We start from the raw sequence: 12,871 nt of genomic DNA, 5'->3' as shown, positions 1-12,871 counted from the left end.
GCTGCCCGGGGGCCGTCGTCGCGGCAGGGGAGGGTCAGGCCTTGGCCGGGCCGTCCTGGATGTCGCTGTTGGTCGGGTCGAGGTCGGGGTTCTGCGCCGACCCGGTGTTGGCCTCCGCGATCTGCGGGCTGCCGTCGGGCGAGGCGGTCGCGGTGTCGAGCGCCGGGTCGTTCGCGGTGGCGCTGCCTGCGGCGGGCTGGTCGGTGTCGGTCCGCCAGCCGAGGTCGCTGTCCGGCGGGGTGCCGTCGCCCGAGGTCATCTGGGCGGAGGAGACGGTCTTGCCGGCGTTGTCGTTGCTCGGGGAGCTGGGCACGGGGTCCTCTCGGTAGCTGGGCACTGGCCCGTCACCGGCGGGTGCCGGCGTCCACGGGTCGTCCTTCCTGCGGCGCGCGAGCACCGTCGCCGCGGCGACGGCGGCCACGAGCGCCACCAGCCACGGCCAGCGGCTCGGCGCGGGCTCGACGACGGCCCGGCGCCTGACCAGCGTGGCGGTCCTCGCCGCCGTCCTCTCCAGCCGGGCGCGCTGCCGCGCCGCCTCCCGGCGGGCGTCCCGCGTCGCCCTCGCCGTCGTCCGGCGGACGTCGGCGGTGGCCTTCGTGGTGCCGGACACCAGGTCCGCGCGGCGGTGCTCGAGCTCTACCAGCGCGGTGGCGACACCGGTGGCGAGGGCGCCGCGGGCGCTGTCCAGGACGGGGCCCAGCGCCTCGCGGGCGGCCAGGACGCGCGGGGTGACCTCGTCGGTCAGGGCCCGGCGCGTGGCGACCTGGGCGGACTCGACGTGGGGCGCGAGGTCGGCGGCGGCCTTGGCGGCCGCGGCCCCGGCGGAGGTCAGCGCCGAGCTGACGGCGGGGCCGGCGGTGCTGCGGGCGGTCTCGATGCGCGGGATGAGGGCCTCGACGGCGGCGTCGACCCGGTCGCGGGCCAGCTCCAGCGTCGGGGCGGCGGCGACGCGGGCGGCCTCGACGCGCGGCGTCAGCGCGTCGAGCGCCGAGGTCACGGCGGGGCCGGCGACCGCGGCGGCGGCGGCCATCCTCGGGACGAGCACCTCCCGCGCGGCGTCGAGCACCGGGCCGGCCGCCTCGCGCGCGGCCTCGACACGGGGGACGAGTTGCTCCGCGGCGACCCGGCCGGCCTCGGTGGCGGCAGCACCGAGGTGGCTGAGGCCCTCCTGGAGCTCGGCCCCGATGACCTGACCAGGGGACTGTGTGCGGAACACGGGATCTGAACCTCCGGGTTGATCGACTCCCGGTCATCCTGCCCGGTCCGGCTGGTCGGCACACCCCGGGCGGCTGCGGGCGCCGTCGTCACGGTCCGGTCGTCCCGCCCCGCGGTGCGGTCGTCACACCGGGGTGCGGAGCCGCTCGGTGCGCTCACCGGCCAGCCAGCCCAGGAAGGCCGCGAGCGGCATGGGCCGGGCGATGCCGTACCCCTGGGCGACGTCGCAGCCGAGGTCGGCCAGCCGGCGGCCGGTGGCCAGGTCCTCCACGCCCTCGGCGACCAGGCTCAGGCCCAGGTCGTGGGCGAGGGCCGCGGTGTGCCGCACGATCGCCGCGGCCCGCTCGTCGCGGGCGACGTCGGCGGTGAGGCTGCGGTCGAGCTTGAGCTCGTCGGCCGGCAGGTGCCGCAGGTAGGCCAGCGAGCTGTAGCCGGTGCCGTAGTCGTCGATCGACGTCCGCACGCCGAGCCGGCGCAGCTGGCCGAGCACGGTGCGGCCGCGCTCGGGGTCGGACATGAGGGTGTCCTCGACCAGCTCCAGGGTCAGGGCCTCCGGCGGCAGGCCCCGCTGGGCGAGCTTCGCGGCCACCTTGGCCGGCAGGTCGAGGTCGGCGACGTTGGCCGCGGCCAGGTTGACCGAGACCGGCACCCGGTGCGTGTCCCACCACCGCGCGACCGCGTCGAGGGAGCGATCGAGGACGACGTCGGTCAGCGGGCGCAGCAGCCCGGCCTGCTCGGCGGCGGGCAGCACGACGGCGGGGCTGAGCAGCCCGCGGGTGGGGTGGTTCCAGCGCAGCAGCGCCTCGCAGCCGACGACCCGCCCGTCGTCCATCGAGACCTGCGGCTGCAGGTGGACGTCGAGCTCGCCCTCGACCAGGGCGGTGCGCAGCTCCTCCATCGTCCGCAGCCGCTCTGAGGAGCCGCTGCCCGGGTCGGGCACGTACACCTGCACGCCGCTGCGGTCGGTCTTGGCCGCGTACATCGCCACGTCGGCGCAGCGCAGCAGCTCCTGGACGTCGTCGGCGGGGACGGGCGCGGTCGAGACGCCGATGCTGACGCCCACGTGCAGCCGGATGCCCTCGACGGGGAAGGGCTGGCGCAGCAGCTCGTCGACGACGCCGGCCCGGTCCGCCGCGGTCACCAGGTCGGTCGCGGGCAGCAGGACGGCGAACTCGTCCCCGCCCAGGCGGGCGAGCAGGTCGCCGGGACGCAGCGCCGGGGCCAGCCGCGGGCCCACCTGGCAGAGCAGCTCGTCGCCGGCGCCGTGACCGAGGCTGTCGTTGACCTCCTTGAAGCCGTCGAGGTCGAGCAGCAGCAGGGCGGCCGGGCGGGCCGTGGTGGCCTCGGCGACGACGGCGCGGGCGGCCTCGAGCAGGGCCCGGCGGTTGGGCAGGCCGGTCAGCTCGTCGGTGCGCGCCTCCAGCCGGACCTCGTTGAGGGCCCGCACCTCGCGGAAGGTGACGGTGGTCCGCCCGACACCGGCCAGGACGCAGCCGATCGCGCACCAGGCCGCCCAGGGCGACATCTGGTCGCCCCAGCCGATGCCCAGGACGGCGAGGCTGGCGAGGTTGCAGACCATGGGGACGGCCAGCACGCGCCAGCCGACCTGGGTGTCGGTGTCCCGTGCCGGCGGCGTCCCGCGGTCGCTGCGGTGCGCCGCCACGGCCATCATCACGACGGCGCCCAGCCAGGTGAGGTCGAGGGGACCGCCCTCGACGTAGACGCCCGTGGTGGCCAGGTCGAGGTAGACGATGTCGCCGGCCAGGTTGACCAGGATGCCGCCGCCGACCAGCAGCAGCGTGTGGTCGCGGCGGACACCGAGGATGGCCGACACCGCCACGAGCAGCGCGAGCAGGACGACGTCGGCGAGCGGGTAGGCCAGGTTGGTCACGACCGTGGCGAGGTCGCCCTCGGTCAGGCGCAGGGCGGGCTCGAGCAGCAGGGCGACGGCCACGGCGGTGGCGCCGAGGGCGCCGATGCCCCCGTCGAGCCACATGCTCGTGTGGAAGCGCCCCACCCGGGTGCGGATCAGGCCGATGAGCGCGACGTAGAGCGGCAGGAAGTAGGCGATCCAGAAGGCGTCCGCGACCGAGGGGTAGGGCGGCTCGCCCATCGGGGCGAGGACGAGGGTCCAGGCGAGGTTGCCGCCCACGCTCAGCAGCAGGGCGAGGGCCAGGCTCGCCCAGGCGAGGCGCTCGGCGGCGTGCCGGACCGCGGCGAGGACGCACACCACCGCGCCGCCCACGTAGACGGCGTTGTAGAGGACGAGGTCGTAGGCCGACGCCCACGCCGCGCCGTCCGGGCGGGACCCCACCCCGGTGGTGAACAGTGCGAGGGTCACCCCCGTCAGGACCAGGGCCCACCGGGACGCCAGCCGGTTGCCCCCGCGGGACTCGATCGATCGCACACGACCCTTCTCGGCGGCCCGGGCACCCGGGTGGAGCGGCTCCGGCGGCGGGCTCACCCGCTGGGGGGAGGCGGGGGGTGCCGGCTCGCCCCGGTGTCCGCGCGCGCCCGGCAGGAGCCGCGGAGTAGGCTCGCGCGCGTGATCGGGCAGCTGCTCCTTCGCCGGCCGTGCTGATCTGACCGACGCAGACCAGCACGGCGACCCCTCCTGCGTGAGGGGTTTTTTTCTGCCCGCCGCACGACCGCCGAGGAGATCCCCACCATGAGCCAGACGGTGAGCCGGCCCACCACCGAGCCGGCCGACGAGGGTGTCCCGCCGCACCGTTACACGCCGGCGCTCGCCCAGCGGATCGAGCTGGAGTGGCAGGACCGGTGGGCGCGGGAGGGGACGTTCCACACGCCCAACCCGACGGGCCGGCTGGCGGAGGGCTTCGAGCGGGTCGCCGACCGGCCCAAGTCCTTCATCATGGACATGTTCCCGTACCCCTCGGGCGCGGGCCTGCACGTCGGCCACCCGCTGGGCTACCTGGGCACCGACGTCACCAGCCGGTTCCGCCGGATGGACGGCGACAACGTGCTGCACCCGATGGGCTACGACGCCTTCGGGCTGCCCGCCGAGCAGTACGCCGTCCAGACGGGACAGCACCCGCGGGTCACCACCGAGGCCAACATCGCCGCCATCCGGGCGCAGCTGCGCCGGCTGGGTGTCGACCACGACGAGCGCCGGACCTTCGCGACGATCGACCCGGGCTACTACCGGTGGACCCAGTGGATCTTCCTGAAGATCTTCGGGGCCTGGTTCGACGAGGCGGCCGGGCGGGCCCGCCCGGTCGAGGAGCTGGTGGCCGAGCTGGACGCCGGGACCCGCGAGCCCGCACCGGGCACCAACCCCTCGGGGGTGCCATGGGCGGAGCTGTCCGACGTCGACAAGCGGAAGGTCGTCGACGCTCACCGGCTGGCCTACCGGCACGAGGCACCGGTGAACTGGTGCCCGGGCCTGGGCACGGTGCTGTCCAACGAGGAGGTCACCCCCGACGGCCGTTCCGAGCGGGGCAACTTCCCGGTGTTCCGGCGCCCGCTGACCCAGTGGATGATGCGGATCACCGCCTACGCCGAGCGGCTGCTGGCCGACCTGGACCGGCTGGACTGGTCGGACTCGGTCAAGCAGATGCAGCGCAACTGGATCGGCCGCTCCACCGGTGCGCGCATCCGGTTCGCCGCCGGGAACGAGACCATCGAGGTCTTCACCACCCGGCCCGACACGCTGTTCGGCGCCACCTACGTGGTGCTGGCACCCGAGCACCCCCTGGTCGAGACGCTGACCACCGCCGCGTGGCCCTCGGGCACCGACCCCCGCTGGACCGGCGGCGCGGCCACCCCGGGCGAGGCGGTGCGGGAGTACCAGCGGCAGGCCTCCCGCCGCTCGGAGCTGGACCGCCAGGACGCCGGTCGCGAGAAGACCGGCGTCTGGCTGGGCGTCACCGCCGTCAACCCGGTCAACGGCCGCCAGCTGCCGGTGTTCATCGCCGACTACGTGCTGACCGGCTACGGCACCGGGGCGATCATGGCGGTGCCCGGCGAGGACACCCGCGACTGGGAGTTCGCCGCGGCGTTCGGGCTGCCCGTCGTCCGGACGGTGCAGCCGCCGGCCGACTGGGACGGCGGCGCCTGGACCGGCGCCGGCGAGATGATCAACTCGTCGAACGACGAGGTGTCGCTGGACGGCCTGGACAAGGCGACCGCCATCGCCACGATCACCGACTGGCTGGTGCGCGACGGCTCCGGTGAGGCCACGACCACGTACAAGCTGCGCGACTGGCTGTTCAGCCGGCAGCGCTACTGGGGCGAGCCGTTCCCCATCGTCTACGACGCCGACGGCCTGCCGCGCGCGGTGCCCGAGTCGCTGCTGCCGGTGCTGCTGCCCGAGGTCGACGACTACTCGCCCAAGACCTTCGCCGACGACGACGCCGAGTCCGCTCCGGAGCCGCCGCTGTCGCGGGTGGCCGAGTGGACGACGGTCGAGCTGGACCTGGGTGACGGGCTCAGGCCCTACCGCCGCGAGACCAACACGATGCCCAACTGGGCCGGCTCGTGCTGGTACCACCTGCGCTACCTGGACCCCGCCGACGACGCGCAGATGGTCGACCCGGAGCTGGAGCGCTACTGGCTGGGCCCGCGCTCGCCGGGCGACGTCGGCGGCGTGGACCTCTACGTCGGTGGCATGGAGCACGCCGTCCTGCACCTGCTGTACGCCCGCTTCTGGCACAAGGTGTTGCACGACCTGGGCTACGTCTCCAGCGAGGAGCCGTTCCGCCGGTTGGTCAACCAGGGCTACATCTCGGCCTACGCCTACACCGACGCGCGCGGTTTCTACGTCCCCGCCGCCGACGTGGTCGAGGAGGACGGGCGGTTCCTCTACGAGGGCAGGCCGGTCAACCGCGAGTACGGCAAGATCGGGAAGAGCCTGAAGAACATGGTCACGCCCGACGAGATGATCGGGGCCTACGGGGCCGACACCTTCCGGGTCTACGAGATGTCGACCGGTCCGCTGGAGCAGTCGCGGCCGTGGGACACCAAGGCCGTCGTCGGCTCGCAGCGGCTGCTGCAGCGGATCTGGCGGGTCGTCGTCGACGAGGAGACCGGCGCGGTGCGGGCGTCCGACGACGTCGCGCCGGACGAGGACACGCTGCGGGCGCTGCACCGGGCGATCGCCGGGGTCCGCGACGGCATGACGACGCTGCGGTTCAACATCGCCATCGCCCGGGTGACCGAGCTGACCAACGCGCTGACCGCGACCTATGGCGCCGAGCGGCCCGTGCCGCGGTCGGTGGCCGAGCCGCTGGTGCTGATGGTGGCTCCGCTGGCCCCGCACCTGGGCGAGGAGCTGTGGGCGCGGCTCGGGCACGCCGACTCGCTGGCCTGGGCGCCGTTCCCGGTCGCCGACGAGCGCTGGCTGGTCGAGGACACCGTGCAGGTCGCCGTGCAGGTCAACGGCAAGGTGCGGGCGCAGGTGACCGTGCCGGCCGATGCCGATGCCACGGCGCTGGAGGAGGCGGCACGGGCCGAGGAGAAGGTGGCTGCGCAGCTGGCCGGCAAGACGGTGCGGCGCGTCGTCGCCGTCCCTGGGCGGCTGGTCAACTTCGTCGTCGGGTGAGGACCGCGTCCCCGTCACCGTCGACGGGGGAGGCCTCAGGCGGGGCGGATGCGGATGAGCTCGTGCCGCTCGGCGCCCGGCCTGGTCAGGCGGGTCCACAGCCGGGAGGTCACGTAGCCGAGCCGGAAGCGCAGGCCGTAGGCGCGGCGCAGCGCCGCGAGGGCCCGGGGCCACTCGGCGCGGTCGACGAGACCGGCGGTCGCCTCGACCGCGGGGCCGTGCACCCGGCCACGGATGTCGCACGGCGCCACCGTCACCCGGGCGGTGTGCCGCAGCCGCCTGACCTTGCCGGAGTCGGCGCGGGTCCAGACGACCAGGTCGTCGCCGTCGGGCGCGGCCCACACCGGCGTGGGGACCGGCTCGCCGGTGCGGCGGAAGGTGGTCAGGCTGACGTAGGTGCTGTGCGGCAGCTCGGGCATGCCGGTCCGGTCAGGCGACCGGCGCGAGGGTCAGGACCCGGCGCACCGCCGCCTCCACCGCGTCGACGACCTCGGCGACGGGGACGTCGCGGCCCAGCTCCGCCGACAGCGAGGTCACGCCCGCGTCGACGATGCCGCACGGGACGATGGTGCCGAACGCCGCCAGGTCGGGGTCGCAGTTGAGCGCGAAGCCGTGCATGGTGACGCCGCGCGCGACCCGGACGCCGATCGCGGCGATCTTGCGCTCGGGACGGAACCGGCTCTGCGGCCCGGGCGCGTCGGCGGGGAGCCACACGCCGCTGCGGCCGTCGACCCGCTGGGTCTGCACGCCGAGGCCGGCACAGACCTCCATGAGCGCGTCCTCGAGCCGGCGGACGTGCGCGACGACGTCGACCGGATCGGGCAGCGCGACGATCGGGTAGCCGACCAGCTGGCCGGGACCGTGCCAGGTGATCTTGCCGCCCCGGTCGACGTCGACGACCGGGGTGCCGTCGAGCGGGCGCTCGTGCGGCTCGGTGCGCCGGCCGGCGGTGTAGACCGACGGGTGCTCCAGCAGCAGCAGGGTGTCGGGGCCCTCCCCGGCCACCCGGGCGGCGTGGATCTCGCGCTGGCGCGCCCACGCCTCCTCGTAGGGGACGGTGCCGGCCCGGACGACGCGCAGTTCGCTCACGCCCCCAGCGTAGAGACAAGGACCCCGTCCTCCCCACCTCTCGCGGGCTCGGGCGGGACCCCGGGACGGGGCCACCTAGCGCAGGCGGCGGGGCTCGAGCCGGGTCTCGACCGCGGTGCCGTCGGGCCCGCGCTCCACCCGGTAGGCGGCCTTGCCGGGCCGGTCGGCGACCGCCTCGACCAGGGCGGTGCCGCGGTACACCAGCCCGACGCCGTCGTCGGTGGCGTGCCCGGCCGGCAGCGTCCCGTCGGCGACCAGCCGGTGGTACAGCGGGCGGCGCTGCTCCTCGGAGTCGTGGTGCACGCCGTTGGAGGTGGGGATCAGCCCCAGGCCGTTCGTGACCGGCCGCAGGTCGGGGCCGTAGGAGTCGGTGGTGCCGCCGACGTGCCAGCACAGCGACCCGGCCGACACCCCGCCCAGCACCACGCCGGCCCGCCAGCACTCGGCCAGCACCTCGTCGAGCCCGTGCATACGCCAGACCGCCAGCAGGTTGGCCACGCTGCCGCCGCCGACCCAGACGACGTCCTGGGCCAGGAGGTGGGCCCGCACGTCGGGCACGGTCGGCATGGGGAACAGGCTCAGGTGACTGACCCGCACGGCGCTGCCGGCGAAGGCGCCGTAGACGCCGGCCACCCGGACCGGGTCGTCGCCGGTCGCGGTGCCCAGGTAGCACAGCCGCGGCTGCCCGGGGGCGCCGGCGAGGTCGACGGCCAGGTCGAACACCGGGCCCGGCGCCCAGTCGTAGGGGCCCCGGCCGCGGGAGTCGAAGCCGATGCTGGTGGCCAGGACGGTGGGCGCGGTGGCGGGCATCAGGCGGCTCCGGCTGTCGTCGGCCGCAGGGCGCGCAGGACCGCGGCGGCGGTGCGCCGGCCGCTGGCCATGGCGCCCTGGATCGAGGGGGTGTCGCGGTGGTCGCCGCACACGTACAGGCCGCCGCCGAGGTCGACCGGGCGGCGCAGCTGCAGCGGCGGCAGCGCGGCCGGCTGGGCGCCGGTGACCGTGACGGTGGTCAGGTGCCCGAGGTCGGTCGCGGCGACGTCGTGCAGCCGCGCGACCTCCTCCCGCACGTCGGCCTCGCGGGTCGGCGCCAGCGAGCTGCTGGCCACCAGGGCGCGGCCGTCGGGGGAGTAGGCGGGCTGGGCGTCGGTGAGCACCACGCTGTTGACCAGCCGCCCGCCGGGAGCGCCCAGGACGATGAGCGGCTCGGGCCAGGGGGAGGCCGGCAGCACGTGGTAGTGCGTCGTCACCTGCCGGGGGGCGCTCGTCCGGACGGCGGGCAGGAGCGCGGCCGCGGTGTCGGGGTCGGTGGCCACCACGACGGCGTCGGCGCGGACCTCCCCGGCGTCGCTGGTGACCGACGTCCCGGAGACCCCGGTGACGCGGACGCCGTGGTGCAGCCGCTCCGCGCCGGTGCGGGCGGCCAGCTGCGCGCCCACGGCCTGGATCCCGCGGGCAGGCAGCCCCGTCGCACCCCGGGCGAAGCTGCGCCACAGCAGGTCGAGGTAGCGGCTCGACGTCTCCAGCCGGTCCTCCAGCAGCACGCCGGCGAGGAACGGCCCGAAGAACCGCTCCCGTGCCGTCGTCCCGACCCCGGCCCGGGCCAGGTGCTCGGCCGCGGTCGTCTCCGGGGCGGACAGCAGCCGCGCCACCGGCCAGTACCCCGCCCGCGCGGAGAAGGCCGCGATGGCCACCTTGCGCGGCAGGGACCCGACCGGGGCGCGCAGCGTGTCCGGCAGCGCCGTGGGCCGGCGGCGCGGGTCGGCCACCCGGTGCGCCCGGCCCCCGACCCGCACGACCGCGCCGGGCACGAAGTACCCGAGGTCGAGGGTGTCGAGGTCGAGGTCGGCCGCGCGCGGGTAGCCGGTGTTGAACACCTGGAAGCCGCGGTCGACCACGAACCCGTCGACCCGGTCGGTGGCCAGCCGACCCCCCGCGTGCCCGGCGGCCTCCAGGACGTGGACGTCGCACCCGGCGGCGGCCAGCCGGGTGGCCACGGACAAGCCGGCCAGACCCGCGCCCACGACGACGACCTCGGCACGGGCGGGCAGCGGCATGGCCCCGAACCTAGGCCGAGTCGGGCCCGGCCACCCGTCCGGGGCGGGGGTGTGGACGCCGTGGCGGCCTGTGGACAGCGGGAGCGGCCGGGCGGCCGAGCGCCCTACCGTCCCGGTCGTGCCCGCCTCCCCGGACCCCGACGCCCCGGATCCCGATGCACCGGATCCCGATGCACCGGATCCCGCTGTGTCCGCCGCCGACCGCCCGGGCGACCCGGTGCCGCCGGTCGTCCCCGGCTACCGGCTCGACCGGCTGCTCGGCCGCGGTGGGTCCGGGGAGGTGTGGCGGGCGCGCCCGCGCGCCGGTGGAACGGCCGTGGCGGTCAAGGTCCTCGTCGCCGGCGACACCGAGCGGCAGGCCCGGGAGGCGGCGCTGCTCGGCGCGCTCGACCACCCGCACCTCGTCCGGCTGCACGAGGTCGTCCACCAACCGCGCCGGGGCGGCCCCGCCCGGGTGGCCCTGGTCCTCGACCTGCTGGAGGGCGGGAGCCTGGCCGCGTTGCTGACCCGGCGCGGCCGGCTGCGGCCCGGGGAGGTGGTCACGGCCCTGGCGCCGGTGGCGGCCGCACTGGCCTGCGCCCACGATCGGGGCGTCGTGCACGGCGACCTCTCGCCGGGGAACGTCGTCTTCACCGCCGAGGGGCGGCCGGTGCTCACCGACCTCGGGGTGGCGCGGGTCCTCGGTGAGGACGCCGCCGGTGAGGTGACCCCGGCCTACGTCGACCCCGCGGTCGCCCGCGGAGCGGCGCCCGGTCCGGCGTCGGACGTCTTCGGCGTCGCCGCCGCGGCGTTCCACGCCCTCACCGGGGTGCCGCCCTGGAACGCGGCCGGGCCCGCCGACACGCTCGCCGTCGCCGCCGAGGGGGAGCTGCCCGACCTGGTGGAGCTGGCCCCTGACGCCCCGCCCGAGCTGCTCGAGGTGGTCGCGCGCGGGCTATCGCCGGACCCGCACGACCGGGGCTCGGCGGCGGCGCTCGCCCTCGACCTGCGGCACGCCTGCCGTCCCGAGCCGGTGCGGTTGCCCGTGGCCGGCGTGCCCGACGCCGACCTCGCCCGCACCGGCCGCGGCCCGCGCACCGAGCTCACCCACCAGGTGCCCGGGCGGCACCGGCGACCGGAGCCGCGGGAGGTCCGGCCGGCGCGGCGGACGCCCGCGGCGCGGCTGTCGGGTGCGCTGTCGTCCGGTGCTCTGTCGTCCGGTGCCCCGTCGTCCGGGTCGCTCGTGCGGCGCGGCGCGGCGGCGGTCGGCCTGGTCGCCCTCGTCGTCGGCGCCGTCTGGATCGGCCTGGTGTGGAGCCGGTCGGGTCCGGCAGCGCAGACGGCGGGAGCCGACGCGCCGCTGGGGTCGGCGGCCTCGTCCCCGGCCGCCGCGCCGGGTGCGTCGTCGACCGGGCCGGCTCCGCCACCGGACGCTGCGCCGTCGACGGCGCCGGACTCGCCGGCGTCCGCGTCCCCCGACCCCGGGACACCGACGCCCGCCCGGCCACCGGCTCCGCCAGCGCCCGCCACCGAGCCGGCTCCGCCGGCGCCCGCCACCGAGCCGGCTCTGCCAACGCCCGCCACCGAGACCGCCCCCGCGGCCGGCACCGACTGGACGGCGGTCCTCACCGGCCTCTACGACCGCCGGGCCCAGGCCCTCACCACCGGCTCGCCGGCGGCGCTGGATGAGGTCTACGCCGCCGGCAGCCCGCTCCTGGAGGCCGACCTGGCCTACCTGGCGGGGCTGGCGGCCTCGGGCGAGGTGCTGCGCGGCTTCCGTCCCGCCGTGGTCGAGGTCAGCCTCACCGCGGGTCCCACCGCCGACGGCCGGGCCACGGTGCGGCTGGTCGACGAGTGGCCGGCCTACGAGGTCGTCGCCGCGACGGAGCCCGACGGTCCGGCCCGCCGCACCGAGGCCGGCCGCGGGGAGGTCGCCGTCGCCGTGCAGCTGGTCGACACGGCGACGGGCTGGCGGATCGAGTCGGCGGGGCGGCTGACGTGACCTCGGGCGCTCAGCGCCGGCCGAGCGCCGCGTGCAGCGCCGAGGGGAGGTCGGGGTGCGTAAACCGGTAGCCGGCGGCCTGCAGCCGGGCCGGGACGGCGCGCTGACCGGCGAGGACGCTGGACCGCCCGAACTCGCCCAGCGCGAGCCGGATGGCCACGGCGGGCACTGGGAACACCGCCGGCCGGTGCACGGCCCGGGCGAGGTCCCGGACGAACTCGGCGTTGCGCACCGGCTCGGGGCCGGTGATGTTGACCGGACCGGAGACGTCGTCGGCGGTGAGCAGGAAGCGGATGGCGCCGACCTCGTCGGCCAGGCTCACCCACGGCCAGAACTGCCGGCCGGTGCCCATCCGGCCTCCCAGACCGGCGCGGAACACCGTGCCGAGCACCCTCACCAGCATCGCGCCCCGGTCGATGACCAGCCCGGTGCGCAGGGTGGCCACGCGCACGCCGGCGTCGGCCGCGGGGCGGGTGGCCTCCTCCCACTGCACGCAGACGCGGGCGAGGAAGTCCTCTCCCGGGGGAGCCTGCTCGTCGGCGACCCGGTCACCCGTGTCGCCGTAGTAGCCGACCGCCGAGGCCGACAGCAGCACCCGTGGCCGGGTGGGCTCCTCGGTGACCGCGGCGGCCAGCGCCTCGCTGACGGTCGCGGTGCTGTCCAGGCGGCTGGTCAACAGGGCCTGCCGGTAGCTCTCGGTGAAGGGACGCGGCCGGATCGGCGTGCCGGCGAGGTTGACCACGGCGTCGACGTCACGGAGCACCGCCGGGCCGATCTGCCGGTGGTGGGGGTCCCAGCGGTGCTCGTCGGCGGTCCGCGGAGTGCGGCGGACGAGCCGGACCACCTCGTGGCCGTCGGCGCGCAGGGCCGGGACCAGCGCCGAGCCGATGAGGCCGGAGGCGCCAGTGACCGCGATCTTCATGACCCTCCTCGTTGCCCGCAGCGTGCACGCGGTCGGGCCCCGGCGCGCAC

9 protein-coding genes are annotated in these 12,871 nt (G+C 76.6%); 2 read left to right on the top strand and 7 right to left on the bottom strand.

What is annotated here, in order from left to right:
• Nucleotides 1-34: 34 nt before the first annotated feature.
• Together JOD57_RS03610 and JOD57_RS03605 are read right to left on the bottom strand one after the other, a co-directional pair.
• On the bottom strand, nucleotides 35-1,216 hold the full coding sequence (locus JOD57_RS03610; protein WP_204690642.1) for a hypothetical protein: 1,182 nt from the start codon (nucleotides 1,214-1,216) through the stop codon (nucleotides 35-37).
• 123 nt (nucleotides 1,217-1,339) lie between these two features.
• Nucleotides 1,340-3,556: a putative bifunctional diguanylate cyclase/phosphodiesterase gene (locus JOD57_RS03605; RefSeq protein WP_307824437.1), complete on the bottom strand. Its 2,217-nt coding sequence runs from the start codon at nucleotides 3,554-3,556 to the stop codon at nucleotides 1,340-1,342.
• 327 nt (nucleotides 3,557-3,883) lie between these two features.
• Between JOD57_RS03605 and leuS the strand changes: the two genes are divergently transcribed.
• Entirely contained in the window at nucleotides 3,884-6,775 is a 2,892-nt protein-coding gene (leuS, locus tag JOD57_RS03600; RefSeq protein WP_204690640.1) for a leucine--tRNA ligase, read from the top strand.
• A gap of 35 nt (nucleotides 6,776-6,810) precedes the next feature.
• On the opposite strand, the gene JOD57_RS03595 is transcribed toward leuS, so the two are convergent.
• The 4 genes from JOD57_RS03595 to JOD57_RS03580 all read right to left on the bottom strand — a co-directional run bounded on the left by JOD57_RS03595 (nucleotide 6,811) and on the right by JOD57_RS03580 (nucleotide 9,918).
• Nucleotides 6,811-7,194, bottom strand: coding sequence for a PPOX class F420-dependent oxidoreductase (locus JOD57_RS03595; protein WP_204690639.1), 384 nt, complete (start codon nucleotides 7,192-7,194; stop codon nucleotides 6,811-6,813).
• A 10-nt stretch (nucleotides 7,195-7,204) separates the two neighbouring features.
• On the bottom strand, nucleotides 7,205-7,864 hold the full coding sequence (lipB, locus tag JOD57_RS03590; RefSeq protein ID WP_204690638.1) for a lipoyl(octanoyl) transferase LipB: 660 nt from the start codon (nucleotides 7,862-7,864) through the stop codon (nucleotides 7,205-7,207).
• 75 nt (nucleotides 7,865-7,939) lie between these two features.
• Nucleotides 7,940-8,674: a Type 1 glutamine amidotransferase-like domain-containing protein gene (locus tag JOD57_RS03585; protein ID WP_204690637.1), complete on the bottom strand. Its 735-nt coding sequence runs from the start codon at nucleotides 8,672-8,674 to the stop codon at nucleotides 7,940-7,942.
• Nucleotides 8,674-9,918 carry an NAD(P)/FAD-dependent oxidoreductase gene (locus JOD57_RS03580; RefSeq protein ID WP_204690636.1) on the bottom strand — a complete coding sequence of 415 codons (1,245 nt, stop codon included), beginning with the start codon at nucleotides 9,916-9,918 and terminating at the stop codon, nucleotides 8,674-8,676. The genes JOD57_RS03585 and JOD57_RS03580 overlap by 1 nt, the downstream gene beginning before the upstream one ends.
• Before the next feature lie 187 nt (nucleotides 9,919-10,105).
• Between JOD57_RS03580 and JOD57_RS03575 the strand changes: the two genes are divergently transcribed.
• A complete protein-coding gene (locus JOD57_RS03575) occupies nucleotides 10,106-11,899 on the top strand; it encodes a serine/threonine-protein kinase (RefSeq protein WP_204690635.1) in 1,794 nt (597 codons plus the stop codon).
• A 10-nt stretch (nucleotides 11,900-11,909) separates the two neighbouring features.
• Here the strand turns inward: JOD57_RS03575 and JOD57_RS03570 are convergent, their stop codons facing one another.
• On the bottom strand, nucleotides 11,910-12,821 hold the full coding sequence (locus tag JOD57_RS03570) for a TIGR01777 family oxidoreductase (RefSeq protein WP_204690634.1): 912 nt from the start codon (nucleotides 12,819-12,821) through the stop codon (nucleotides 11,910-11,912).
• Nucleotides 12,822-12,871 lie beyond the last annotated feature (50 nt).

Source organism: Geodermatophilus bullaregiensis (assembly GCF_016907675.1).
GTDB lineage: Bacteria > Actinomycetota > Actinomycetes > Mycobacteriales > Geodermatophilaceae > Geodermatophilus > Geodermatophilus bullaregiensis.
The sequence above is the reverse complement of the archived record's forward strand: the minus strand, read 5'-3'. Positions and strand labels throughout refer to the sequence as shown.

Coding starts and splice junctions, on each gene's coding strand:
- leuS (WP_204690640.1), top strand. CDS start 3,884: ATGAGCCAGACGGTGAGCCGGCCCACCACCGAGCCGGCCGACGAGGGT.
- JOD57_RS03595 (WP_204690639.1), bottom strand. CDS start 7,194: ATGCCCGAGCTGCCGCACAGCACCTACGTCAGCCTGACCACCTTCCGC.
- JOD57_RS03585 (WP_204690637.1), bottom strand. CDS start 8,674: ATGCCCGCCACCGCGCCCACCGTCCTGGCCACCAGCATCGGCTTCGAC.
- JOD57_RS03580 (WP_204690636.1), bottom strand. CDS start 9,918: ATGCCGCTGCCCGCCCGTGCCGAGGTCGTCGTCGTGGGCGCGGGTCTG.
- JOD57_RS03570 (WP_204690634.1), bottom strand. CDS start 12,821: ATGAAGATCGCGGTCACTGGCGCCTCCGGCCTCATCGGCTCGGCGCTG.